Genomic DNA, 24,993 nt, shown 5'->3' with positions numbered 1-24,993 from the left:
CGTGACAACACAGCACACTATCGCGGGAAGCAAACATATTCGACTTGGCTGGACGATTATCGCACTTAGCTTGGGTATCTTTTTACTCTGGGGTGCACTTGCCCCACTCGACAAAGGCGTGGTCGTTGAGGGACAAGTCATCGTTTCCGGCCACAAAAAGCAAATCCAAGCACCGCAACACGGCGTACTTGAACAATTACTGGTGCAAAATGGACAGTGGGTAGAGCAAGGTGAAGCGCTGCTGATCCTCGATAGCAAGGTGGCAAAAAGCCAACTTGCCGCCGCAACCACACAGTACTACTTGGCACTGGCTGAGAAAGAGCGCCTAGATGCAGAATTACGCGATGCGCAGCAGCTCATTTACTCAGATACTCTGACCAAGGTGAACTTGCCGCAAGCTGTTCAAGCTATGGCGCTAAACCAGCAATTATTCGAGCAACGCCGCGCGGCCCTGCACACTCAGCTTAAATTAATGCTAGACAATAAACACACTACACAATCTCGCATTTCGGGTCTTACGCATGTTGTTGATAGTCATAAGCAAAGGGCACAGGTATACGATAATTGGGTGAATGATACCCAAGCTCTGGTAAAAAAAGGCTTTCAATCACAAGAGCAGCTGTATCAACTAAAAGCACAGGCTGCTGAAATTCGCGCAGATTTGGCCAATGCACAATCAGAGTTACTATCTCAACAAGCAAGGCTGTTAGAGCTTGACACTCAACACCAGCAAACGCTCAAAAGCTACCGTCAAGAAGTCAGTCAGCAAAGAGCAAAGAACCTATCTAGTATCAGTGATTTCAAACAAAGAATGACAGCAGCTCAATTTAGTTTGGGCAACAGCGAAATTCGGGCGCCGGTTGCCGGTCAGGTTGTTGGCTTAGACGCATTTGGTGATGTGGTTTCTCAATCTCAATTATTAATGGAAATCGTCCCTAAAGGACAAAGGTTAATAGTGAACGCCAAAATCCCAAGTAATTTGATAGACAGTGTTGCACTGGGTCAGGATGTGGATCTCTTGTTCAGCGCATTCAATACCAGCACAACCCCGAAAGTAAAAGGGCAGGTTGAACGCTTGGCGCAAGACACTATCAATGATGAACGCACTGGACAGCCTTATTACCAAGTGGCGATCCGCGTTAACCAAGATGCACTGAGTGACAAATTGGTGTTGCAACCAGGTATGCCAGTGCAAGCGTTTGTTAAAAATGGAGAGCGCCCCATGCTCAGTTACTTACTTAAGCCGCTGACCGATCGAATTCCCAATGCGATGGCGGATATTTAACTGCAAGCCTTGTTTTGATATCCTCCCCTGACTTGGCCATAGTGCCCGCCGTTTCCCAGATGTCATTTGCATCATAGGCGGGCCTATTTTGGTCAAATTTCTCACCGTTTATCGCAGCTCACAGAATCGGTTTAACCACTAAAGGGCTTAAACACCTCGCCTTAGATTGTCCAAGCATAAGTAACATGCGTCGCTTTTTTTTACACAGCTGACACCTTCTAAAAAATCGTGTTTTCCCAACAAAATACGAAAAAGTTAAAAAAGCATTACTGTTTTTTTAATCTCATGCGTTCTTTAACTATAGGGGTTCGTTTTTAGTGAAGTCAGAGGTTTACAAATAAATGAAAAAAGCTTTCGCCTTTTTAGCGCTCGCACCCATTTTTAGTGCATCCGCGAGCAGCACAGGCTCGCTCACAGCATATGCCATGTTTATGCAAGCAGACTGGGTAGTAAAAAGTGTGATGTTGATGTTAATTGTCGCTTCTGTCGCCTGTTGGGCCGTATTTATTACCAAGCAAAAGCAAATTAACCTCGCTCGCAAGCGCCTCTCACAATTATTAGCACAAAGCCGTACTCAAGATGATCTAATAAAGCTAAACAATGCAAACGCATTAGAAGCCCAATTAGTCGAGGAAGTATTAATAGAAATAGATTGGGGTGCCAAAAATAATGCCACAGCTGAAGGGGTCAAGGAGCGATCTCTGCAGCGCATGAAAACCCGTGTCGACGAATTCACGGATGGCCTTACTCAAGGCACGGGTTCTTTAGCCTCTATAGGCTCCACTGCGCCGTTTATCGGCTTGTTCGGCACCGTTTGGGGCATTATGAACAGCTTTATCGGTATTGCTGCGACCAATAGCACCAACTTAGCGGTTGTTGCGCCGGGTATCGCAGAAGCCCTTCTAGCTACCGCTTTAGGACTCGTTGCCGCTATTCCTGCAGTATTAATGTATAACCACTTTACCCGTAATATCGCGTTATATCGCAAGCAACTCAATGCATTTTCTAGCCAACTCTTAGTATTGGCTGGTCGTCAACTGGAATTACGTTGATATGGCGATGATGAATGACGACGATCAAGATGAATTCGCACTCAATAATGAAATCAACATGACGCCGTTTATCGATGTCATGTTGGTGCTGCTAATCATATTTATGGTAGCCGCACCTCTATCAACGGTCTCTGTGCCGCTCGAGCTACCCGGCGCCAATGCACAGGCACACACCTTAGAGCAAAACCAACTTATTTTGTCATTAGACAAAAAGTTACAACTCTATTTAGGCGATCAAGCTGTATCAAAAGATGGGCTTGAAGCCGCACTCAATTTGGCAAGCGATAACAACCCAGAGCAAATCATCTTTATCCGTGCCGACGAACAAGTTGATTATGGCAACCTGATGTCTGTACTTAATACTCTGCGCGGTATCGGCTACCTCAATGTGTCTTTAGTTGGTGAAGAGGATTTAAATTAAGTGCTCACTCACCGTGATTGGTTATTTGGGTTTATTTGGGCAATCAGTTTGCATCTTGTCATACTTGGCGCGGCGCTTTGGCGCTGGCAACCGCATATACCTGAAACACCAACCATTTCAAAAGCGCCTTTTGTGGTGAGATTGGCCCCTTTAGCTAAAGCAAACAGCCAATCTCAGGAGCTGCAAACCTCAAAAGCTCAATCAACAAACACACCACCACCTAACATAAAGCAAGCCGCTGCGCCAAATGACATAGGCTTAGCCCATGATGGAAAGTTGGCTATTGCCAAAAAACCTGAGAAGGCAGAACTGCCAAAACCCCAGCCTGAGCAACAGCAAAAGCTAAATACTAAGCCCAAACCTGAAAAGGTGGCTGAACAACCGCCTCAAGCGCCAAAACCAAAACAGATGGCTGAATCGCCCAAAAAAGATGCGGACAAACCTTCACAGCAAGAAAGCATCGCAAGTCGCGCCAAAGAAATTCAAGCAGACACCACAGCGCAGCAAAATCAGGCCCAACAGCAAGGCCAAAGCACGCAGCTGGCGTTGGTTGACAAACAAACTTGGCAGGCCGACCTCATTGCTCACCTTGCGAAGAAAAAGCGCTACCCCACGATGGCACGTAAAAGAGGTCAAGAAGCGACCATAATGGTCAGTTTTGACATCGACGACAAGGGTCAGGCACGCAATATAGAAGTTGTGCAGTCATCTCGTTACCCGCTATTAAATAAAGAAGCCAAAAGCGTCGTAAAACGTGCACAGCCTCTGCCCTTACCTCCGCAAACAATGCGCAACCATACCGTTATTGTGCCTGTGCGATTCTATTTAATGTAAACAACAAAATACCCATCACGTGCAACTAACGTGGTTTTTACTTCAAAGTGAGTTATATCACCATGTGTTTTTAAAAAATGTGATATTCAAAAATCACTCCAACCATATTTCAAGGCTATAAAATCAGGTTATAAACATTAAAAAAAATAAAAATATTTTTAATTACTTAAAAATTAAAAATATTATAAACCATAATTTAATCGAAACCACCATTTATTAATTCATTCTACAACCTAGAAATCGCGCTATTTACTTTTCCGGTATACTGAATAAATGGACAATCGAAATCATCACCAAAAATCAAATACATTTCGTAAAGCTGTGCGACCGTCATCACTGTCCTGCCTGTTTCAAAATTGCTAATAGTTGCTTGATCTACGCTGAGTTTTGCACCCAACTGGGTTTGCGTCAGATTATTTTTTTTCCTTAGCCTGCGCAAATTATGCTGAACCTCAGACATTAAGTCATTCACTTTGATTTTTCTTCTTATGACATTATTTTTCATCGTTTCCCTCGAAAAACTCACCAACATACTACTCTAAAATCAGTTTCCATATTTACTTATGAAAATGCATTGTTAATAATATAAAGAGCTTAATGTGGAAAAATCTTCGAATTTTATAAAAAGGAATATTTATGAGAAATTTTCTTACCTTCAGCATTTTTGTAAAAATTCAAAGCTTGATGTAACAAGTCTCATCACACTGTTTAAGACATAATGCCTTATACAGTTACATGAGATAAAACCTTTGATATTTATCCAAAAGGAAATCAAATGTGATAAGCGGTGACGACCTCAAAGCCATGCGCAAAAAAGCAGGCTTCACTCAAAAGCAAATGGCCGATAAGCTCAATATCACCAGAGAAACGGTGAGTAACTATGAGCTTGGGGTCGGTGAGCCACGGATGAGTCATTTTTTCAAATGGCTAGCTTATTGTAAAATTGACATTAACCCACTGATGATACAAATTAGCAATGTATCGAGTAAATTAAACGATCCAAAAGACATTAAAGATAAGGAATAATTATGAAATCACTCAACCAAGAATCTCTAAAAAAAGTCATTGGAGGCTCATTATTTATGCCAAAGCAACCTCATGAGATTAAAGTTATAACTCCACTGAGTTAAAACTATTTATTGGCGTATTTTATCAAGCTCAGAATTTATATAATCTCAGCTTTAGAATACATTACTGAATAAAGCTCAAATATAAGTAATTAACTCTATGAAAATGGTACATTTGATACTTGTTTCAGTCATTGCACTTATCGCTTTTTATCTGCAAATAGATGACCCTCAGGTAGTCTTTCACGTTTACCTTCCAGTACTAGCTTTCTGCTTTATATTTGGCTTACTGCAAAAAGAGCCTAATATTTGCCATATCTCTATTATGCTCGCCGTTGTTGCATTAACTGAATATGGTTTATTTAGTACCGGTCTCATAGATTTAGGAGCACCAGACGATGACTACCTCATCGTTGGTACCAAAATATTTGGCACACAACTGTTAATCAACCTATTTGCTATTGCGCTTTTTATTTTTAGAGTGCAAATTTCACGGTTTTTCTCAAGCTCAAGCAAGATTGTACTTACCGACTTTGATGGTCTTTTTCATTGGCTATTTATAGTAGCAGGTATTATGAATGTATTGGCCTTGATTGAAAATGCGTTAAGAAATGGCCTTGGTTGGCTATCTTTGACATTGATTTATGACATCTATACATTTGTTGGTTCAGCTATTATGGCTCTGACGTGTGGGTTATTACTAACCATGTTGATCTTACAAGCAAAAAATAAGCAACTTACTTAAGGTTGTCACTATTTTTTGCGTATACAAATGAAAATTTACATACCGTTTATGTCACTAAAGTGTGGTGTAGAGTAAATATTAGAGAGCAATAGCGGCGTATATACAGCAGTCGCTTTTGGTATTAAGGTCAGCTGCTTAACTATAACTTAGCGATGCGCTATCGTGCCATTCTCAGCGAGCACATTGATGTACAGCCATTAAATTTACAAATAAGCGTCTATTATTTTGACGCTTATTTTATTTGGGGAAACCGCCCCACTCCCCTCATGTCAAAAACATAAAAACTATAAAAAAAAACAGGCAGTAAGACAAAATCAATTGTTTGCATTACTGGTTGTATAGACAAGCAATTAATATGCATGGCCTTCATCCATAAGGGGCCACTTGCACTCATCTTTTACATTCAGGAGTTACTGTAACTCTCTCCATTTACACACTCACCAAACTTTTAAATACCTAATTATTAATAAGCCTTATTCAATTTACTTTTCATAATCACTTAAAAAGTAATATCAGCCAAATTGCTCATTGCGTAATTAATGTCGTTAGTAAAACATCTCATTGCATGAAGTATTTTATATAAATCAAATAGAACCCTTGGCAAAAACACTAGGGGTCCACTAAGGATTTTAAAAAGTACTTCTATCGTTAAAAATTGCAAAGCATTCGAAATCTACCAGAGTGCTTTGCCTCTGCAAGATGATTGACTGAATTACTTTAACTATTTTGTTTTTTCAACAATATGCATGGAGGATTTATGAAGCATACAGTCACAATACGAACTTATATTTGTATTAGTTTACTCTCTTTAACTTCGCTATCAGCGAACGCTGAAACCCTTGTCATTGACAACGAGTCTAGTCTCTTTTCAGTGTTATCCGGTGACTGGGTTAAGAGTACTTCTGTAGCAGGATATGAAGGCAGCTATTACCAGCATGATGGTAATGTTGATACATTTAGCGAAGTTCAATGGCACTTAAATATCAGCAACAACGCTACGTATGAAGTATTTGCTCGATGGACAACCCACGCAAATCGAGCCACTAACGCCAGTTATGAGGTTACTGATACTACAGGTAGCCATGTAATACAGGTGAACCAGCAACATCGAAATGGTGAATGGGTTTCACTAGGGATTTTTGACCGGCCTTCTTTCGTCAAGCTTTCTAACCACAATGCCAATGGATTTGTGATTGCGGATGCCGTGCAAGCCGTTTTACAAGAGTCGCTCATAGATTCAGATAATGATGGCATTGTCGATAATGACGAAATCACCCTTTTAAATTCCGATCCAAATAGCCCCTTCAGTCTAGATCCAACGGGTCATTTAAACGACGCGCAATTCGATAGTGACGGCGATGGCTTTACTAATCTATATGAGATCAAAACAGGCTTTGATCCTCTTGATATAAACTCGGTACCACCGATTTCTTCTGAGCAAAATACCTTTTCAGGCAACGTGACGATTGATGGTGCTATGTTACTCACGCCAAAACTGGTGGCCCCTTTTATTTGCTCGCAGGCTAGTCGTGGCAGTATTTACTATGATGAACACCTAGACACGGCCATGATTTGTAATGGTCAGCAATGGAGTGAATTTAAAGGCCCTCAAGGAGAGAAAGGCCTAAAAGGTGACGTTGGCGAGCAAGGACCACAAGGGTTACAGGGTTTGCAAGGTGTTGCGGGTGTACAAGGAGAGAGAGGTCTCCAAGGTATCCCGGGGCTAAAGGGAGAAAAAGGTGATCGCGGAGAACAAGGCCCACAGGGAGTGCCTGGTCCTCAAGGGATTCAAGGTGAAAAAGGAGACACAGTTGTCGTTAATCAAAGCTTGGCAGAAATACTAGCGAGCAGTAATCACGCGAATAATCAAACAATCACCGGCGTGGCTTCGCCGACTCAACATAATGATGTCGCTAATAAAGCCTACGTTGATAGCAAGATAGCTGCGCTCTCTGCGGGTATTATTCAACAAACCCAACCAATGATCTTTGATGTATACAACAATGACACAACCACTTATGCCTGCGTCACAAGGGATATTAAAACGCACTGTGCTGATGGTGACGGGTGTACTATCCGGTTATTGTTACAGCATGAAACTAGCGGTACTGACGATGTTAGAGTAGTAGAACAGCATATTTACCTCGAAGGAACGCTTTCAAATAACAACGGTATTGGGGTTGCAGGTTATTCACGACAAGGTAGGGGGGAAGAGTCTATATTTACTTTAGGTCGGAGTACAGGACACAAATATCCTATTTATTGGTCATGGAATTGGACTTGGGCATTTAACTACATCCATCCTCATTGTAATAATGGTGTCTCTGGCCCTGCATTTGTAGGCTCCGATAAGTACAAGCTGTCATTTGTGTCACACCCACACGTTAAGACCAGAGTGATTATTTATGATAGGTAATTGCGTATCTTTGCTTTTATCACGTATCTTATGTGAATTAGTAATCGTACATTCTCTAATGAAAAGCGCACTACAATCGCTTGATGTGAAGTAAGGCTTAGACGCTCAAATCTAACTGTAAAATTAACTACAGCTCAATGTGATTTGTAAAGCGAGCCATAGTTATCACTTAGTGAAGTACATAAAAAAAGGCGCAGTAGCGCCTTTTCATCTAGTTTATTTAACCTAATTACTCAACCGTGACCGATTTAGCCAGGTTACGTGGTTGGTCAACGTCAGTGCCTTTGATAACAGCTACATAGTATGACAACAGCTGTAGTGGAATTGTATAGACAACTGGCGCAATGATGTCTTCAACATGGTTCACGTTCATTACACGCATCGTATCATCTGATGCAAATGCAGAGTCTTTGTCAGCGAATACATAGATGATACCGCCACGAGCGCGTACTTCTTCGACGTTAGACTTCAGCTTTTCAAGTAGCTCATTATTTGGTGCCACAACAATGATCGGCATGTCAGCGTCAATCAACGCTAGCGGACCGTGCTTTAGTTCACCTGCCGCGTATGCTTCAGCGTGAATATAAGATATCTCTTTAAGCTTGAGTGCACCTTCCATTGCGATTGGGTATTGTGAGCCACGGCCAAGGAAAAGAGAGTGATGCTTGTCTGCAAACTCTTCTGCCAATGCTTCAATACCTTCAGCCATGTTTAGTGCTTCTTCTAGCTTGTTAGGTAAGGTCTTAATGGCATTAACAATCACACTCTGATCGCGACCTTTTTCTTGCGCGATAGAGGCAGTTAGCATCAACAAGCCAACCAGTTGTGTTGTAAAGGCTTTGGTTGATGCAACGCCGATCTCAGCGCCCGCTTTGGTCATAAACGCCAAATCAGATTCACGTACCAGTGATGAGCCAGGTACGTTACAAATGGTCATAGACGCCATATAACCTTGCTCTTTTGCTAGGCGTAATGCCGCTAATGTATCCGCCGTTTCACCAGATTGAGAGATCGTTACTAATAGGCTATTTTCGTGTACAAACGACTCACGATAGCGGAATTCTGAGGCAATTTCGACATTACAGCTTACACCTGCAAACTGCTCAAGCCAGTAACGCGCTACCATACCTGAGTGATAAGAAGTACCGCAAGCAATGATCTGCACGTGCTTCACATCTTTAAAGATTTGGTTTGCACTCTCACCAAACGCATCCACTGTGACACGGTCGTTTTCAAGGCGGCCTTCAAGTGTATTACGCACAGCCAACGGCTGCTCATAAATCTCTTTTAGCATGTAGTGACGATATTCGCCCTTACCTGATGCATCTTGTGTGATGTTCGACTCAACGACTTCACGCTCTACTGGATTGCCGTCCACATCAAAAATCTCAACCGTATCACGAGTAATACGTGCAACATCGCCTTCTTCTAAAAAGATAAAGCTACGTGTCACAGGTAATAACGCCAGCTGATCGGAGGCAATGAAGTTTTCACCAAGGCCGAGACCGATCACCAATGGGCTACCTGAGCGTGCCACGATGATTTCATTGTCGTTTTCTTTGTCAAAAACAACCGTACCGTATGCACCTTCAAGCTGCTTAGTCGCAGCTTGTACAGACTCAAGCAAGCTACCATGCTGCTGACGCAATTGGTGAATAAGGTGCACCATCACTTCTGTATCTGTATCCGATAAGAACGTGTAGCCATCTTCTTTTAACGCATGACGCAGTGCTTCATGGTTTTCAATGATGCCATTATGTACCAGCGCAATTTGCTCATTAGATAAATGTGGGTGAGCATTCGCTTCGGTTACACCACCATGTGTTGCCCAGCGCGTGTGCGCAATACCGGTAGTGCCTTTGACTTCTGCACGCTCAAGTGCACTGGCTAAATTAGCCACTTTACCTACTGCTTTAACCGTGTTTAATGTGCCTGCACTGCTCAGTGCTACACCTGCTGAATCATAGCCACGGTATTCTAGACGTTTTAAACCTTCAATTAGAATTCGGTTAACCGGGCGCTCTGCCACAGCTCCTACGATGCCACACATAATCTCTCCATTCGTTGCACGTTTGTGTGTTTACTCTTGTGTGATCTCTGCACAGATCACGTTTACGCCATGTGCCTCGATCGCTTGGCGCATCTGTGGTGCCAAGGTGTTGTCGGTGATCAAGGTAGTGACTTGCTGCCATGGCAGCTCTAAATTTGGAATTTTTCGACCAATTTTTTCAGATTCAACCAGCACAATCACTTCTCTTGCCGCTTCCGCCATCACCTTACTCAACCCAATCAACTCATTGAATGTGGTGGTTCCCCTTGCCACATCAATGCCATCAGCACCGATAAACAGCTGATCAAAGTCATATGAGCGTAGCACTTGTTCGGCAACTTGGCCTTGGAAGGACTCAGAATGAGGGTCCCATGTACCACCGGTCATCAATAAGGTCGGTTCATTTTCTAGTGACAATAAGCGGTTAGCAATATTGATAGCATTAGTCATAACGACTAAGCCACGCTTAGTCGCAAGCTCTGGGATCATGGCTGCGGTTGTTCTACCGCTATCTATAATGATGCGGTTATGGTCGCGGATCAATGCCGCAGCGGCTCTTGCAATCGCCACTTTACGCAGTGGATCTTGCTTGTCTATACCAGTGGAAACTATCTCCTTTGGCAAGGCAACGGCACCACCATAACGACGTAGTAATAGGCCGCTTTTTTCTAAGGCAGTTAAATCCTTTCGAATCGTAACTTCTGATGTTTCAAATTCTGCAGCCAAAGCCTCTACACTGACTTCACCTTCGCTATTCACACGGCTAACTATGGTATGACGGCGCTGTTGAGTGTTACGTTTGGTCATTTATCTTTCACATAAGTTTCGATTCGAAATTTAAGGGTATTCTAGTCGAAACATTGAAGACTATTCAAGTGTAAATTTGTATAAATAATTGACACCTTGCAGTGTCAAAAGACCCCATTTAAAGTCAAACAGCCAACGCTCACCACGCTGGCTGTGTTTGCTACTCGTAACGTAGAATGAGAGACGGTCTGATTGTTGCCGCTCTAAAGGCTAAAATAGCAACCGTGAGCCAAGTGCTTAACGCCACAAATCCCGCACTCAACACAAATCACGGTGCAACATGGAGGCGAACTGCTTTACCTTCATCGTCCTGAGGGGGCTTGCTTTCGGTGCGTATTTGGATAGTGAATAGGTTAAAATGCCACCACTTTATATAGGCAAATTAAATTATTCGCGTACACTATCACTGCGTTTCTGATTCAGGGTTATATGATGACAGCACAACTTAAAAAGGAATGGCTCATCTCCTTTGCTGGGTGGAGTGCCTTTATCTTCTTCATGTCTGCCACTTATGTGCTTTATGATTGGGCCATGCCACCGGCTGATGAGATTAATAATCGCCCTTGGTGGGCTTTACAAGAGTGGGGAATTTGGTATTTATTAACACCCGTGGTTTTTCGTCTCCTCACACAGCACCATGAAGCAAACCGCCTAACTAAGCAAAAATTTATCTGCATCCTAGCCTTGATGTTATGTATTTCAATGACCTACCAAGCCATTTTTGACTTCTGGGTGTTATGCGATGCCATCCCTTACACCATGCTGTACTTTGCACCTTCCCATCCACTGGTGTTGTTTGTTTTAAGCTATCTTTGGCACACGTTTTTACGCACCGAGCAATCCCTTCATCACAATACATTAGAAGTGGAAACTGGCAGTACCATGGCGCGGTTACGCTTTAGTGATATCACTCACATCAACTCAGCCAGCAATTATGTTGAGTTACATACTGAGCAACACCATTACTTAAAGCGGATCACGTTAAAGCAAATCGAACAACAACTCCCAGATACACAATTTATTCGCACGCACCGCTCACACTTAGTAAATTTAGATTACGTTGAACGCATACATATAAAACCGTCCGGTAGCGGTTTAGTGCTACTAAAAAGTGGTCAATCAGTAGCGCTGAGCAAAGCATTTAAACCGGTATTAAGAGCCAAGTTAAAAAACGTCGCTTAACCTTCAACATTACATTCGTCCCAAGCCCATAGGGACGAGTGAACAATCCCAGTCCATTCGTCCCAAAAACCCACCAGCTATCCCTAGGCTATTGATAGTAATAGATTGATTTATTTCAATAGACTCAGCAAGTCAGTTTAAAATGGACGTCAACTCTCGATGAAAGCCTATTTCTCAACCATGGTATTACTTGGTTTTTACGCCAATGCATTCAGTACCACTGCCGCAGCAAGCAATACAACCACACACAAGCAACAGTTTGCTGCAACATACTATGACAATGACAATCTGCATGCGTTACACGGGCAAAATGCATTGGAGAAAGTGAACCAATTACCCGGCTTTACGCTAGTGCAAAGTAACGCTCAACGCGGACTAAGTGCCGCAGGGGGGAACGTGCTTATCAATGGCGCAAACGCGGTCTCTAAGTCTGAATCACTGTCTGATATTTTAAGGCAATTACCCAGTGACCAAATCGCAGCCATTCACCTATACAGTGCAGGCCATCCTTTTAGTACTGCAAGCCAATTTAACCAATTAGTCAATATCATCACGCATTCACCCAAACTTGGCGCACACTGGCAAGCCAGAAGTAAGTTGACCTCCGCTTATCACGCCTATCGCCCTAGCGAATTGGCTGCGCAAATCGCCCTACCCAGTGCAGACTGGCAGCATCAGCTTAATCTGCATTATCAAGATGATCGCAGCCAATCGACCTCAAAATTTCAAGAGATAGACGCATTTGGCAGCATGTTAGAGCAAGGTCATGAAGCGTTTTTTGAAAAACGCAATGGCCGGCTATTGTCGCTGACCAGTCAACCTGATCTCACCGACAGCCGCCTTGTTTTTTCAACCAAAGCCGTTCTGGATTATTTTCAAATCGAGCAAACCAGAGACAACAGCAGCCCTTTTTTATGGCAATTGGATGAATCAGAATCTCGTTCTGAATATGAAATGACTGTGGACTGGCAAAAAGAAAGTCGTCACAAAAACCAATGGCAGGTCGTCGCACTACACAACCGAAAATTAGAGCATATTCACAGTGCCACTTTTGATCACGCTGCCGTCGCAGCGCCCTACCAACAGCACAAAACACAACAAGAACAGGTGGTTCAACTCAATATCACTTTGCCAAATATCGCTTATTCACCTGAATTTGGTATTGAGATCAGTCGCAACCAACTGGATGCCATGACGAACAACGACGGGGACTTTGAACAGGCGCAAGTGAGTGAAATCAGATATCAACCATATGCCGCTATCTCCAGCGAAATAAATCAGCAGTGGCAGCTGTATACCCGCCTAAATACAGAGCGTACCGTCCTTAAGAGCCGCGCCAACCAAAACCATAAAGCCCAATTGGGATTTATTAAGCCGCTAATTAGGCTCAGCTATGACCCTCAGTCCACTTGGGATATGACAATAACAGCCCAGCATCAGGTCGATCAGCTCGATTTCGATGATTTTGTGCAAAGCCAAGATGCGGAGTTTAATCGCACTCAATCTGGCAACTTATCACTGAGGCCGAGTCAATTCACCGAGTTTGCAACGCAATTCAATGTGCAATTATTTGATGGCTTATTTTTCAATTTAAACCTGTATCATCAATGGCAAAAAGACATTCATGAGTTTATACAGCTGCCCAATGGCAACTCCATGATAGGTAATGCCGGTGCCGCGCAAAAGCTAGGCGGTGCACTCAGCGCAACATGGGATACTAGTCTATGGCTAACCGGCAGTCAGTTTAACTTAAGCTATGATTTTGCAAATGCCCGATTTGATGACCCATTAACTGGACAACGTCCCACCGACGGGCTCACCCCGCACGATGCATCGATTGAATTTCGTCAAGACACCAGTGTCTACAGCTGGGGGGTAGATATCTATCTTCCACTCATTGAAACCAATTATTACGTTGATGAACTATACCTTGAAAAGGACCAAATAGAGCTCAGCGCTTTTGCGGAGTATCAACTATCCCGACGGCTGCGAGTGCGTGGTGCTGTCGCAACCCTAAACACGGCAAAGTATAGTTATATACAGCACTACTTCGATGACAATAGACTTGGAAAATACACCGGGACTCGACGTATTGATGAGCGAGTCGACCCCGTTGTCACACTATCTCTTTTAGGGCAGCTGTAGCTGGGGCACAGCGCCCCTACCCTTTCTTAGTGAACGAGTGGTAGTTTAAATCGACAATGTCCGTCACTGACGCTGCCCACCATCTCGTCATAGGCAGTTTCCATATCAAGCGTGGCTTCCGTCGCGCCCAGGTCTGCCAGCTCAACTTCAGCCTCTCGCAACGAGTTATAAGTAACGATTTTACCTTTCTTATCGGTTATCAAATGATAGTTACCCAACACATCTAAACCACCAGCAAGATAATGGTTTGAGTCTGCATAACTGAGTATGACCGGATCCATATAGCTATGTTCAAATTGCTCTTTCAATTCTGTGCGATCCATAAAAACACCTCTCAACAATGGAACTACTTACTTAAACGCACTCAAACCCAGTTTAGTTCAAAAAATAAACAGAAACTATCTCATTGGCTCCCTATGTCCCAATTATTTTAACTTGTGTATTTATTTCACTAACTTATAAAATAGCGTGATAAGAATAATAACAACTCGGTGCCGCTATGCTAAAACGACCGTTTCTCATTGCCTGCTTTTTATCTCTTACGGCCTGCCAGACGACGCAAGATGCTGTACAAGCTGATGCTTCTGACCAACAAACACATATTAAACCAACCCAAATTCAAACTCAGACAGACGTGATCAAGGCGCAGCCTTTTCCAACAGCGCCAATCCATGAAGAAGATATCTGGCAGCGGATCCGCCAGCAAATTAGCTTTGCCCCCTCAAGTCACCCTCGGGTAATACGACGCGTTAATTGGTATCTTCAGCACCCAAATTACATGGATACCATCAGTCAACGAGCAGGCCCCCTGCTGTATTACATTGTGACTGAAATAGAAAAGCGCGGTTTACCAATTGAACTTGCATTAATGCCATTGATTGAAACTGACTTTGATATGCAAGCCTATTCACATAAGCACGCCTCAGGATTGTGGCAACTGACGCCTTTAATCGCTAAACACTATGGTATTGAGATCAATCCTTGGTACGATGGACGCCAAGATCTCATTGACTCTACCCGTGTCGCGCTTGATTTTTTAACCTACTTACACAAGCGCTTTGACGGCAACTGGTATCACGCTGTTGCGGCTTATAATACAGGGGAAGGGAGAGTATTAAGGGCCATAGAAAATAACCGTAAAGCAGGAAAATCAACAGATTTTTTTGCGTTACAGCTACCGCGCCAAACACGTCACTATGTTCCGAAACTTATCGCTGCCACGCAATTACTCAAACAGAAGTTAATGCCCTTTCCCGCCATTGCTAACACCCCAGCCATCACCACAGTTTCTTTACCGGCCGCCACCATTTTAGACAGAGATCCACAGTGGTCTATGCTGGCTGAACTTAATACCGGATATGCGCGATTTCCCGCTTTGCTCGGTGGCCCCAATCGACTCATTATACCTGTCGATAAAGCCCAACAGTTTCAAGCTTATGCCAAAAACCTCCCGACTATGCCAAGTAATCAATGGCAAACCTACACAGTGCGTCGTGGCGACAGCCTGAGTGTGATTGCCGCTAATTACGAGCTCAGTGTGAGGCAGCTTAAATCATTTAATCAATTGCGATCCGATACTATACGCATCGGCCAGCAACTGGTATTGCCCGTACTGGCCGATCAACATTACACTTATACTGTTAAGTCTGGTGATAGCTTATGGCGCATTGCCAAGCAATTTAATGTGTCAGTAAATAAGCTAAAACAATGGAATGCGCTATCAAGCTCAACACTGCAAATTGGTAAAGAGCTCACTTTATTTTTAACCGCCCCATAAGTGCATAAAAAGGAATTTACCATGTCATCTGAACACGACCAGAAAATAGAAGAACAACATCAACAAAAAGAAGCCCCGCGGCTTAAGCCACCCCGATTCAAGCTAAAATTATCGCGTTCAAAAATGAACAGCATTTTAGCCCTGTGTGCGATTTTAATTTCCGCCGCCTCCTTTTATGCCACTTACATGCAAGCCAAAGCAGCTCAAGAGCAAGTGACCGCAGCTGAGCGACAACTTTACGCAGAAACTTGGCCTTGGTTACAAGTCAGTTATAGCGACTATGATATCGAAGCTGAGCGCGCCCATATGACTGTCAAAGTCAAAAACTCAGGCACAGGCCCTGCACTTATAAAATCCATGCACTTTGCATATCAGGGTGAGCAATACGATACCCTCGTTGAGCTCTTAAACGATTGCTGCAGCCTCAATGCTTATCGAGATGCACTAAAAGAAATTCAATCCGATAATGGGGATATTAACTATCTCAAGCAATTTGGCTGGTATGTCACAAGCAACCCAAACAACTCTCTATTGGCTGATGGCAATGATTTAGTCTTATTTTCTATGGTACGCAGCAAATTTAATAATAATTTGTGGGAAAAAATTGGTGAGATAGCCCATGATATTGAAGTAAACACTTGCTATTGCTCTTTGCTCAAGCAATGCTACACAGTTAATAAAGCGTCGGAAGTCAAAAAGGTTGCGAATTGTTCCAACTTAACTCAGTAAACCGCCGAAAAGCGGCTAAACACATTTGTTTATATGAAGGGGTCATTGCCCATTTATACGTCGATACCCGCGGTAATGTTACCTTGGGAGCTGGCTTTCATATTACCAGTGCTAAAGCGCTCAGCAAGCTCCCTCTGCGTGAAAAATCGACACAAAAAGCCGCAAGTCGCGCAGCAAAAATTCAAGAGTTTGAACGCATTGCCAAATTGCCATCGGGGCGCTTAGCAAGCTGGTATGAATCCCAATGCAAACTGTATTTACCACAGCAAGCATGCGTAAAGTTACTGGAAAGCAAGATTGCAGAATTCGAAACTGAACTGGGCACCCTCTTTAGCGCAAAGAACGGCTATGTGCCATTTCGCCGCATGCCATCAAATGTGCAATTAGCATTACTCGATATGGCCTATAATTTAGGCACGCCCAACTTAAGCCGAGCTTGGCCAAACCTACTACAAGCCATTCGCCATGAAAACTGGCAGCTTGCCGCCACAGAGTGCCGACGCAAGCATGTCAGCGCCGCACGCAATCAAGCAACAGCACGTTTATTCGCACAAAGCGACTCTGTAGGTTTGCTAAAGCGACTTGGCCATTTCCTTTTAACCAAAGCACTTGCGCGTTTTAAGGACTAAGCGCAAAAGAGTGAATTGGCGTATAGTGCAAACCATCCTCAAGCGTGTGTGAGTGATAAAGATGAAACTCAGTGACGTCTAAGGTAAAAGGCTCTATGGGTGTCCGTACTGACGGCTCAGCTTTAAGCCCGCGAAACAAGGTGATATGAGGAGCAAATGGATAGGGGTTACGATACAAGCCCAGCGCTTCCCCACAGTTGCGCAAAGGCTCTGCAATACCGCACAACGCCTCATTAATGTGATCGGGCCGCAAATAAAATAGTCCGTTGTGCGACCAATATCCCGTGCTATCAAAACGCAATTGAAAAGGTGGCTGCACCAAACTGTGGGCAAATTCGATCACTTTTTCTTCAGCGCTAGCGTCTGTCTGCGCTAAAAATGCCAATGTCAGATGCCAATTACGCGGCAGTGTCGACGCTTTAGTGGCGATGACAGAGGTATCTAACCAGTGTTGAATATGCGCCGTTTGCTCAGGTGCTAAGCCAATACCAAAAAACAGCCGTTTTCCTACCATTATTTAAAGACCACAGCCTTTTTGCTCGGCGTATAAATACGTGTTTGCGGCGCTGTCCACTTACCTTGCTTAAAGTATTGAGTTGCGACACTGAACTGACCCTCTTTAAAGCGGCTTGTAGACTTCACTTGGGTAATGCCGTTTTGGTCGCCCACAACTTGCTCATAAGCGGCAAATTCATATTCACTGATCACCTCAATTCGCCCAGAGGTATAAAAGCCTGCTGTCGTAAAATAATAAAATACCAAGGACTGCTTTTGCTTATCCCAAAAGATCAGCGACTCGCCTCCATATTCACCCTGATTGATTGAGTGTAAAGTCCGAATAGCCGTGCCATTAAGCGCCCGCTCCCAGCGGCTGACATCCTCCACTGCAGGCGCATCTGCCGCCATGCTAAAACGGGCTTGCCAAGTCCCTAAATAGGGTGAAAACACACTCAACTCTTTAGCTAGTTCAGCCGCCCAAGCAAGCGGATTGTAGAAACAGATTGCACACACAAGCCATTTTAGCGTCCGCATCATTTCACTCCTTTCTTAACTGAAATTAGTTTGCTTGCATTCAACTCTAGTGCGCCCTGCGACAAAGCACAAAAAAAGCGCTCAGTTGAGCGCTTTTTTAATCATAAATGATTTTACGATTTTTTATCTGCTGAGAAGTATTTACGACGCATTAAATCGTGTATTACTAACTCTTGCTCACGACCATAAGCTTTAAACATACGGTTGTTATGCATATGCAAAATAGAGTTCAGCAACGAGTCTTTTGTACAGTTTAATTGATCTTCAGCAATCAAGCGATTTAGCACTTCTATCACAGGCGCAGCACTGCCTTGCCACTGCTCTAAAATCGCCAATATTGCAGACTGAACTTCATCGCAATCGGCCGCATTTTCCGGTACCAACTTATCAAAATCATCATCGAGCTGTTGCTGATAATCACGATAACGGTTGCCCAGTTGTTTACGCAAAGTACTGCTCTCATTGAACTCCCGACCAAACCCTTCTCGCAGTTGACTAACCAATGCAAAACGCGATTCATCAGAGTATTCAAACAGATTAAACAGTCTGTGCGTACACGCCAAAGCGACACGCCAGCGCACATCTTCTCCATACTCATCAATTAAACCACAAGTTTGTGCAATTAAACGGCTATCGAGCATAAATAAGGATTCCACCAAGCTCATTGACTCTGGCCCACCATAGCGCTCAACTTCGCGCTCGTAGGTCATTAACTCAACCTTGTGCAGCTCTCCTGATTCAATTTTAGGGTCCAATAGCGCATTTAAACGCGGTAGTAACTGACCGCATAATAGACTCGGTTCGCCATGAAAACGTAAGCGAATATGCCAGTCAGGATCGCCATAGCGGATAAAAAACCACTTGTCGTACAATTCACTATTTTGTTCTATTAGAGGTAAAAGCTCATCTGTCAGTAACTGCTCAACCAATGAGTTGCCTGAGTATATTTTCAAACTTAACCACTCAGAGCCCGCGCTAAAGCGGCGCTTAATCGGCGTGGCGGTGATATTGGCATATGGATCGTCTGAGTAATGAGAATGTACCGCTGCATGCTCATTGAAAAATGGCACGATCACTTCATTGTTATAATGGCGACCTTCACTGTCGACTACACGCGAGCGATAATTGCTCGTCAACACTTCTTTAAGTTCAACCGTTGTTTGACCCTTAGTCTCACCTAATAAAATCGCGAACATATCGGGGTTGCGTATATCAAGCTGCAATACATTGTCTGCCATAGCAAAACTCACCTGCGCATCGAGCTGATATTTTTGCATCAAGCTATCTAGCTGCTCGCGGTTAAATTGACCTTTTTTACTGATCGCCTCTAGCTCACTGCGCTCTATACGCCAGACCTTTTCGCTCAAAATCAAATTATCCAGCATCACACGTGGTACAAATGCGGCACGCTCCGTGCTCGATGGCATACTGAAGTGAGGAGCTCGTCCTTCTTGATGTTGCAGCATACACAGGAATTTATACGCACTTAAACTGCGTGCTGAATAATTGTGCGCACTGGATAGGCGAGGTACGACTTGTTTGTTTAAACGCTTACTCCACAGCTTCACCTTTTGGCCTTCAACCCAAACATGTAAATCACTGAGTGGGATCTGATATTCATCACTCAATGCACTGTCAGCCATAAACACTATCTCATACTGACGTAAATGTGGACGCGCAATCACGTTACCTGGCCGACCTTCTGGCATATGCACTACTTCAGCAAAAATGACATCTTCGTTGTGTGCTTGTTCTTGCGCTAAGTGCTCAGTCACCGATGCTTTTAACTGCGAGTCAAGGTGACAGAAGCGGCCAAGTAAATTGGCTGCAGAAGGACCGTAACACCCATTGAATTTGTATATTGGATTGCCTCTATCATCCTGATATAAGCTCAACATGGTCGCAAATGAATACGGGAAACTCTTCACCGCATCTTTATTATTAATTTTGCTTTTAAGCTCTTTGCTCTTTAAGACAATACAATCTTTACCACGATTTTCTGGCAAGCTTAAAGCACGCTCAACAATACTATCAATCATGCTTATCTCAGGCGCAGTATTTTGATTTGACCCACTACGCGCAAGATTAAGTCCCGCTACCAAAGGTGCCTCATAACCAGTCTCTGTCGAAATACCTATACCAGACTCATCATCCAAGATGACATCCAAGGGCACAAACTGACCTTCAAAACGGCTATTAAACTGTGTCATAAACTGGCTCAAGGCAGATTTCGAACTCGTAATGGTGAGCCCTGAAATCACTTCAAGCTGCTTTTGCACACGCTTGATTTCCATTTCGGAAATTTGGCACTGCTCAAATGCACGGTATATATCGCTTTGGAACAATTTGTTTTCTTGGGCCTTAACCGGCAAGCTTTCTAAGTGAGACAATAGCTGTTTATAGGGTGTGATCTCACCACTGCGGTTATTATCTAGCTGTTCAATTTGGCTCAATGCAGTTGCCAACTTGTCTGCAGCATCAAGTTCTTTAATGCCCTCTATAGATTTAAGCAAGGCCTGATCAGGGGACTCACCCGTCAAGGGCAGTGGGATATCTGCCAACAGAACTCCCTCATCAATCAAGTCTTGAATATAGTTTTCAACTTCTTCTTGCTCAGCATCTTCGTAATGCGCTAAAAAGCGTGCCACTAATTCATGAAAGCTCAACCCAGGCTTTGCGAGTTCTAACGCGAACTTGAAGTACTCATCACTCTCAACCGCACTTAAGCGATATTGCATGGTATCATCAGACAAATAGGTCTCAATGTAACGACATTGCTCAGCAATAAAGTAGTGCGATGAGTTTGGCTTATAAGTAAGGTGCTCTGATCGTGAAGCATGTTTGATAAAGTGCTCTTTTAGTGCCGACAAATAAAACATGTCAAGACGCGTCTTACGGGTATCTTTCACATGCTGCGCAGGCGTCAGGGTCGTTTGACTATCGATTTGACCTTGATGAATGCCCGAAAATAAACCAAACGGCGTTGGCCGAGAACACATACGTACCATATATTTAATGAGTGCATGTGCGACCTTTTTACCTTGTTTTGAGTCTGGTTTAGTGCGCCACTGTTCGATACGCTCTAGCAATGACGGACTCGCTAAATAAATCGCTTCTTCAACACCTGGTGTGGCTAACCAAGCGCTCAATAAAGTGTTGGTATCTTGATTGTCATCACCAAATGCCACCAGCTGTTCAAGTGCTAGGCGAGGTGTTCTAATAACAAAAAACTTATCATTTTTTAATTGTTTGCTAGACATTTTTGTACTCCTATACCATCAACAAACAGTCAGTCCAGCTCACATCATCATCTAATAAACCGATCAAACCACAGCCGATACCTGCATATCCCATTAAAAAGCCAAAATCAGCTTCATGACCTTTCGTCAGGCCATTATATGAGTACATGGCTTCTATTCCGCGTTCTTTAAATGCCTTCAGACTATAATCAATCCAATATTGCGCCGCCTCAGCGAGTTTTGGTTCCGGCATAAATTTATGTACGATTTGGAAAATCACTGCCAAGCCAACAAAGCCATGACACAACCCTGCATCATTAATATAACCACTCTCCTCATCTCGCTGCGCTGCATGCAGTGCAATGTCACGTGCTTTATCAACGTAACTTGGACGATCTAATGCTTGACCTGCCCGAGCCAAAATTAACGCGATGGTGATATCCCCATAACACCACCCCAAACGAGAGCTTGGGTCATTTTCACCTGCACATGACCCATAACAAGAGTGATGCGTATGCTCATGGCCGGTTTGATTTTCTAACAACCAATCACACGCTCCTGAAACTAACTTTGCAGCACGCTCTCTTAGCGCTGGTACTTCCATCGCTGGTATTAACGCAGCTATCATGCCCGGCACGCCATGCGCAAGTCCAAGGTTAAACTCTGGTTTTGCTCTGTCTTCAGTATCAAAACGATACACTGAATCGCTAGGCTGAGACCAAGCTACTTGGCCATTATCAAAATAAGTTGCGGTGCTTTCTAACCCTCTGACTATGATGTCGAACAGTTTAGTTTGATCTGAGAACTTATTGCGCCTTGACGCATAAGGCGCATAGCCTGATAAACCCAATACCATTTCAATTTCGCCAGGCCAAGGGTTGTAATCAAGTGCCTGTATGAAGAGGTCATCAACATCTTCAAGTAGTTCTGGATCATAATCCTCTTGGTCAGCCTGATTGAGGTACTCTAATACCCAAGCCTGACCGGCTAGACCATTGCTAAGCTCAAAACTCTGATCTGCCAATTGTTCTTGTAATAACTCCAGCTTTTCTGAAAAAAGCGTTTCATCAACTAAGTTTGGATCTATTTGATGTGCTTTAAATAAAAACAAAAGTTGTCCAGCAAGCCCGCTAAGTAGACCGTTTTTTAACTCTGTATTAGTTTGAATATTTCGACTGACTTCTTGAGTAAGAACGGTGATAAGCTCACCAATTTCCTGACGTTGATTGTCTGTGATTAATAGTTGCTCTGACATTGTCTTCCTTAATAAATAAAGCTTTATTTTTTTTCTTTTATCAATAAAAGCTAACGTAATTCATGTTGTAGCTCAAGAGGGTTGCCCCTGCTACCTTCAATCCATAGCCCTTATTGCTTGTAACTACATCTTTTCAACAAGCATAAATCATCCACACTTAAGTACGTTATGTGCAGATGATTTATCTTTTCATCATTAATCGTTTTGAGGTTCTAACTCCTCAGCAAGAACCTTTTGCAACCTTATCTCTCTGTCTGCCGAAGCGATAGTTTCCTTTCTGTGAGCAATGATAACTCGGGTCATATCCAATCGACTCACCGCTTCATTGATATCTGACTCCAGCGTAGTATCTAGATGGCTTGTCGCCTCATCCATAAATAAAATCTTAGGCTGCTTATAAAGTGCACGCGCTAAAATAATACGCTGTTTTTGGCCACCAGAAAGTGAGGAGCCCATGTCTCCAATCAGACTGTCATACCCCATTGGCATTTGACTAATATCGTCATGAATAGCCGCAAGTTGCGCGCAGTAAACGACACGTTCCATATCTATTGGGGTGTCAAAAAACGCGATATTATCCGCAACTGAACCCGACAATAGCTCATCATCCTGCATCACCGCAGCAATTTGCTGACGATACTGACGCGCGCCAATTTGGTCGATTGGCACATCATCAATGAGCACATCACCACTTTTTGCTTGATTTAACCCAAGCATAATTTTAAGTAAGGTTGATTTACCACACCCCGATGGCCCTGTGATTGCGACAGACTCACCAGGTGCAATCTCTAGATTCAAATTATGTAATACATTAGGCGTCGCATCTGAGTATGAGAAACAAATATTCTTCAGCTCAATTTTACCTTCAACAGCATGCTTCTTAAGTTGATCTGGCTGCAGCATTTCTTTATCCGTTAAAGCGATATCAGCAATACGATCGAAATGCAGCCCAACCATTTTAAATTCTATTAGCTTTTCTATCAGGTTCGCTGTCTTGTCCATAAATTGACGCTTGTATGACATAAAAGCAAATAGCATCCCCGTACTAAATCCCCCTTCAAGCACTAAATGCGCAGCAAGATAGACGACTAAGATGTTCTCAATACCAAACAAAGCGCGGTTAATTGCATCATAACCAATTTGAAAATTACCTAAACGAATACTCTGGTTAATCGCATTTGCATAGCGATTCTGCCATTGCCCCTCACGTTTAACCTCAGAGCCAAATAACTTAATCGTTTGAATGCCCCGTACGGTCTCCATAAAGTTTGAGTTTTCTTCTGCACGCGCCATAATCTCTTGCTCACTGATATTTCTAAACGGCTTGTACATAGCGATACGAACCAATGCATAAGCTATTACGGCAGTGAGTACAACGACTGACAAGGTAGGACTGTAAAAGAAAATCATCGCAAGGGTAATAATCGCCATTAAGCCATCAATGATTGCTTCTATCACACCCGTCGTTAAGATCTGTTTCACCTGTTGCAACGAGCCAAACCGTGATACCACATCCCCCATATGACGTTTTTCAAAATAGGAGATTGGCAGGCGCACTAAATGATGAAATAAGTTAGCCCCCAACTGAATATTCATTTGGTTACCAAAATGCAAAAGCGTAAACCCTCGTAATGCATTAGTGGCAATTTCAAACACGAGTACGAGGAAAAAGCCCGTAGCCAATACGGTCAAAAGATTGGTGTCTCCAGTTAAGACAACATCATCTATCACCAACTGAATATAATAAGGTGCCGCGAGTGTAAAAACCTGAAGAAGTATCGATAACAGAAATATCAAAAGTAATGAGCGTTTCAGCCCTGTGATTCGACTCCAAAAGTCCGCAAATCGTAAAGTTGCCTTTTTCTCTTTCTTTTCAAAACTTTTTGTCGGTGTTAATTCTAGCGCTACACCGGTAAAGTGTTTAGATGCTTCTTCAATCGTAAAGGTTTTTTCCCCATAAGCGGGGTCATGGATCACTATGCGCTTTTCATTGGCTTTTTTAAGTACCACAAAGTGGTTCATATCCCAATGCAGAATACAGGGTGTTTGCAGTGCATCGAGATCTTCTAATTCTATTCGAAGCGGTCTGGAACTCAACTCTAACTGTTCAGCAAAATGCATAATATCTAGTAGGGTTGCACCTTCAATTGAAATGCTAAACTTTTGTCGCAGTGTCGTAAGATCACTATGATAGCCGTGATAAGCCGCCACCATCGCGAGGCTTGCCAAACCACATTCTGCCGCTTCCGACTGTAAAATAATAGGCAGCGAATTCCTTGACCAAAACTGTAATTTTTGTACCGGTGAGTTATCTTCCTGGTGCATATA

General features: G+C 43.3%; 21 protein-coding genes. 12 read left to right on the top strand and 9 right to left on the bottom strand.

Translation table 11 applies throughout. The features are described 5' to 3' along the window. The first annotated feature begins 1 nt into the window (after position 1). The 4 genes from QNM16_RS24395 (at position 2) to QNM16_RS24380 (ending at position 3,592) form a co-directional block, all read left to right on the top strand. Positions 2-1,285: an HlyD family type I secretion periplasmic adaptor subunit gene (locus QNM16_RS24395; RefSeq protein ID WP_284022830.1), complete on the top strand. Its 1,284-nt coding sequence runs from the start codon at positions 2-4 to the stop codon at positions 1,283-1,285. A 341-nt stretch (positions 1,286-1,626) separates the two neighbouring features. Beyond that, entirely contained in the window at positions 1,627-2,337 is a 711-nt protein-coding gene (gene exbB, locus QNM16_RS24390; RefSeq protein WP_284022829.1) for a tonB-system energizer ExbB, read from the top strand. A 1-nt stretch (position 2,338) separates the two neighbouring features. Then, positions 2,339-2,758: a biopolymer transporter ExbD gene (locus QNM16_RS24385; protein ID WP_284022828.1), complete on the top strand. Its 420-nt coding sequence runs from the start codon at positions 2,339-2,341 to the stop codon at positions 2,756-2,758. After that, positions 2,759-3,592, top strand: a complete 834-nt coding sequence (locus tag QNM16_RS24380; protein ID WP_284022827.1) for an energy transducer TonB — start codon at positions 2,759-2,761, stop codon at positions 3,590-3,592. A gap of 226 nt (positions 3,593-3,818) precedes the next feature. On the opposite strand, the gene QNM16_RS24375 is transcribed toward QNM16_RS24380, so the two are convergent. Continuing rightward, positions 3,819-4,097 carry a helix-turn-helix transcriptional regulator gene (locus QNM16_RS24375; protein WP_284022826.1) on the bottom strand — a complete coding sequence of 93 codons (279 nt, stop codon included), beginning with the start codon at positions 4,095-4,097 and terminating at the stop codon, positions 3,819-3,821. A gap of 272 nt (positions 4,098-4,369) precedes the next feature. On the opposite strand from QNM16_RS24375, the gene QNM16_RS24370 reads away from it, so the two are divergent. From QNM16_RS24370 to QNM16_RS24360, 3 genes are all read left to right on the top strand, one after another. Next, entirely contained in the window at positions 4,370-4,618 is a 249-nt protein-coding gene (locus tag QNM16_RS24370) for a helix-turn-helix domain-containing protein (protein WP_284022825.1), read from the top strand. A 201-nt stretch (positions 4,619-4,819) separates the two neighbouring features. After that, complete coding sequence (locus tag QNM16_RS24365) at positions 4,820-5,404, top strand: hypothetical protein (RefSeq protein ID WP_284022824.1); 585 nt, start codon at positions 4,820-4,822, stop codon at positions 5,402-5,404. 757 nt (positions 5,405-6,161) lie between these two features. After that, the gene (locus QNM16_RS24360; protein ID WP_284022823.1) at positions 6,162-7,820 is read left to right on the top strand and encodes a golvesin C-terminal-like domain-containing protein; all 1,659 of its coding nucleotides are present in this window, start codon (positions 6,162-6,164) and stop codon (positions 7,818-7,820) included. Positions 7,821-8,049: 229 nt separating this feature from the next. Here the strand turns inward: QNM16_RS24360 and glmS are convergent, their stop codons facing one another. Then, positions 8,050-9,870, bottom strand: coding sequence for a glutamine--fructose-6-phosphate transaminase (isomerizing) (gene glmS, locus QNM16_RS24355; RefSeq protein WP_284022822.1), 1,821 nt, complete (start codon positions 9,868-9,870; stop codon positions 8,050-8,052). A 30-nt stretch (positions 9,871-9,900) separates the two neighbouring features. Continuing rightward, positions 9,901-10,677 (bottom strand): DeoR/GlpR family DNA-binding transcription regulator, encoded by a 777-nt coding sequence (locus tag QNM16_RS24350; RefSeq protein ID WP_284022821.1) that lies wholly within the window; start codon positions 10,675-10,677, stop codon positions 9,901-9,903. Between the two features lie 429 nt (positions 10,678-11,106). Here QNM16_RS24350 and QNM16_RS24345 point away from each other — a divergent pair, with 429 nt between their 5' ends. Continuing rightward, positions 11,107-11,859, top strand: coding sequence for a LytR/AlgR family response regulator transcription factor (locus QNM16_RS24345; RefSeq protein WP_284022820.1), 753 nt, complete (start codon positions 11,107-11,109; stop codon positions 11,857-11,859). A 159-nt stretch (positions 11,860-12,018) separates the two neighbouring features. Then, positions 12,019-14,004, top strand: coding sequence for a TonB-dependent receptor (locus QNM16_RS24340; RefSeq protein ID WP_284022819.1), 1,986 nt, complete (start codon positions 12,019-12,021; stop codon positions 14,002-14,004). A 26-nt stretch (positions 14,005-14,030) separates the two neighbouring features. Here QNM16_RS24340 and QNM16_RS24335 read toward each other — a convergent pair whose 3' ends face one another. Beyond that, complete coding sequence (locus tag QNM16_RS24335; RefSeq protein WP_063363308.1) at positions 14,031-14,327, bottom strand: DUF6482 family protein; 297 nt, start codon at positions 14,325-14,327, stop codon at positions 14,031-14,033. Between the two features lie 176 nt (positions 14,328-14,503). Here QNM16_RS24335 and QNM16_RS24330 point away from each other — a divergent pair, with 176 nt between their 5' ends. From QNM16_RS24330 to QNM16_RS24320, 3 genes are read left to right on the top strand one after another with little or no spacing between them, the layout of a single operon-like run. Next, positions 14,504-15,781 (top strand): LysM peptidoglycan-binding domain-containing protein, encoded by a 1,278-nt coding sequence (locus tag QNM16_RS24330; protein WP_284022818.1) that lies wholly within the window; start codon positions 14,504-14,506, stop codon positions 15,779-15,781. A gap of 21 nt (positions 15,782-15,802) precedes the next feature. Next, positions 15,803-16,510, top strand: coding sequence for a hypothetical protein (locus tag QNM16_RS24325; RefSeq protein ID WP_284022817.1), 708 nt, complete (start codon positions 15,803-15,805; stop codon positions 16,508-16,510). After that, positions 16,489-17,139 carry a hypothetical protein gene (locus tag QNM16_RS24320; RefSeq protein WP_284022816.1) on the top strand — a complete coding sequence of 217 codons (651 nt, stop codon included), beginning with the start codon at positions 16,489-16,491 and terminating at the stop codon, positions 17,137-17,139. The genes QNM16_RS24325 and QNM16_RS24320 overlap by 22 nt, the downstream gene beginning before the upstream one ends. Here QNM16_RS24320 and thpR read toward each other — a convergent pair. From thpR to QNM16_RS24295, 5 genes are all read right to left on the bottom strand, one after another. Beyond that, positions 17,129-17,653 (bottom strand): RNA 2',3'-cyclic phosphodiesterase, encoded by a 525-nt coding sequence (gene thpR / locus QNM16_RS24315; protein ID WP_284022815.1) that lies wholly within the window; start codon positions 17,651-17,653, stop codon positions 17,129-17,131. The two genes, QNM16_RS24320 and thpR, sit on opposite strands and share 11 nt — an antisense overlap. Next, complete coding sequence (locus tag QNM16_RS24310; protein WP_417710647.1) at positions 17,653-18,171, bottom strand: hypothetical protein; 519 nt, start codon at positions 18,169-18,171, stop codon at positions 17,653-17,655. The genes thpR and QNM16_RS24310 overlap by 1 nt, the downstream gene beginning before the upstream one ends. 113 nt (positions 18,172-18,284) lie before the next feature. Continuing rightward, positions 18,285-21,431, bottom strand: a complete 3,147-nt coding sequence (locus QNM16_RS24305; RefSeq protein WP_284022813.1) for a lantibiotic dehydratase — start codon at positions 21,429-21,431, stop codon at positions 18,285-18,287. 10 nt (positions 21,432-21,441) lie between these two features. Beyond that, entirely contained in the window at positions 21,442-22,665 is a 1,224-nt protein-coding gene (locus QNM16_RS24300; RefSeq protein ID WP_284022812.1) for a lanthionine synthetase C family protein, read from the bottom strand. Positions 22,666-22,860: 195 nt separating this feature from the next. Then, a complete protein-coding gene (locus tag QNM16_RS24295; protein ID WP_284022811.1) occupies positions 22,861-24,990 on the bottom strand; it encodes a peptidase domain-containing ABC transporter in 2,130 nt (709 codons plus the stop codon). Positions 24,991-24,993 lie beyond the last annotated feature (3 nt).

The sequence above is a fragment of the Pseudoalteromonas umbrosa genome, assembly GCF_030125375.1.
GTDB classification, from domain to species: domain Bacteria; phylum Pseudomonadota; class Gammaproteobacteria; order Enterobacterales; family Alteromonadaceae; genus Pseudoalteromonas; species Pseudoalteromonas umbrosa.
Note: the sequence above shows the minus strand (reverse complement) of the source record. Positions and strands in the feature narration are given on the sequence as shown.

What these genes read in the sequence shown, in the direction of transcription:
- exbB (WP_284022829.1), top strand. Translation starts at nt 1,627, where the DNA reads ATGAAAAAAGCTTTCGCCTTTTTAGCGCTCGCACCCATTTTTAGTGCA.
- QNM16_RS24385 (WP_284022828.1), top strand. Translation starts at nt 2,339, where the DNA reads ATGGCGATGATGAATGACGACGATCAAGATGAATTCGCACTCAATAAT.
- QNM16_RS24375 (WP_284022826.1), bottom strand. Translation starts at nt 4,097, where the DNA reads ATGAAAAATAATGTCATAAGAAGAAAAATCAAAGTGAATGACTTAATG.
- QNM16_RS24365 (WP_284022824.1), top strand. Translation starts at nt 4,820, where the DNA reads ATGAAAATGGTACATTTGATACTTGTTTCAGTCATTGCACTTATCGCT.
- QNM16_RS24360 (WP_284022823.1), top strand. Translation starts at nt 6,162, where the DNA reads ATGAAGCATACAGTCACAATACGAACTTATATTTGTATTAGTTTACTC.
- glmS (WP_284022822.1), bottom strand. Translation starts at nt 9,870, where the DNA reads ATGTGTGGCATCGTAGGAGCTGTGGCAGAGCGCCCGGTTAACCGAATT.
- QNM16_RS24350 (WP_284022821.1), bottom strand. Translation starts at nt 10,677, where the DNA reads ATGACCAAACGTAACACTCAACAGCGCCGTCATACCATAGTTAGCCGT.
- QNM16_RS24345 (WP_284022820.1), top strand. Translation starts at nt 11,107, where the DNA reads ATGATGACAGCACAACTTAAAAAGGAATGGCTCATCTCCTTTGCTGGG.
- QNM16_RS24340 (WP_284022819.1), top strand. Translation starts at nt 12,019, where the DNA reads ATGAAAGCCTATTTCTCAACCATGGTATTACTTGGTTTTTACGCCAAT.
- QNM16_RS24335 (WP_063363308.1), bottom strand. Translation starts at nt 14,327, where the DNA reads ATGGATCGCACAGAATTGAAAGAGCAATTTGAACATAGCTATATGGAT.
- QNM16_RS24330 (WP_284022818.1), top strand. Translation starts at nt 14,504, where the DNA reads ATGCTAAAACGACCGTTTCTCATTGCCTGCTTTTTATCTCTTACGGCC.
- QNM16_RS24325 (WP_284022817.1), top strand. Translation starts at nt 15,803, where the DNA reads ATGTCATCTGAACACGACCAGAAAATAGAAGAACAACATCAACAAAAA.
- thpR (WP_284022815.1), bottom strand. Translation starts at nt 17,653, where the DNA reads ATGGTAGGAAAACGGCTGTTTTTTGGTATTGGCTTAGCACCTGAGCAA.
- QNM16_RS24310 (WP_417710647.1), bottom strand. Translation starts at nt 18,171, where the DNA reads ATGCGGACGCTAAAATGGCTTGTGTGTGCAATCTGTTTCTACAATCCG.
- QNM16_RS24305 (WP_284022813.1), bottom strand. Translation starts at nt 21,431, where the DNA reads ATGTCTAGCAAACAATTAAAAAATGATAAGTTTTTTGTTATTAGAACA.
- QNM16_RS24300 (WP_284022812.1), bottom strand. Translation starts at nt 22,665, where the DNA reads ATGTCAGAGCAACTATTAATCACAGACAATCAACGTCAGGAAATTGGT.
- QNM16_RS24295 (WP_284022811.1), bottom strand. Translation starts at nt 24,990, where the DNA reads ATGCACCAGGAAGATAACTCACCGGTACAAAAATTACAGTTTTGGTCA.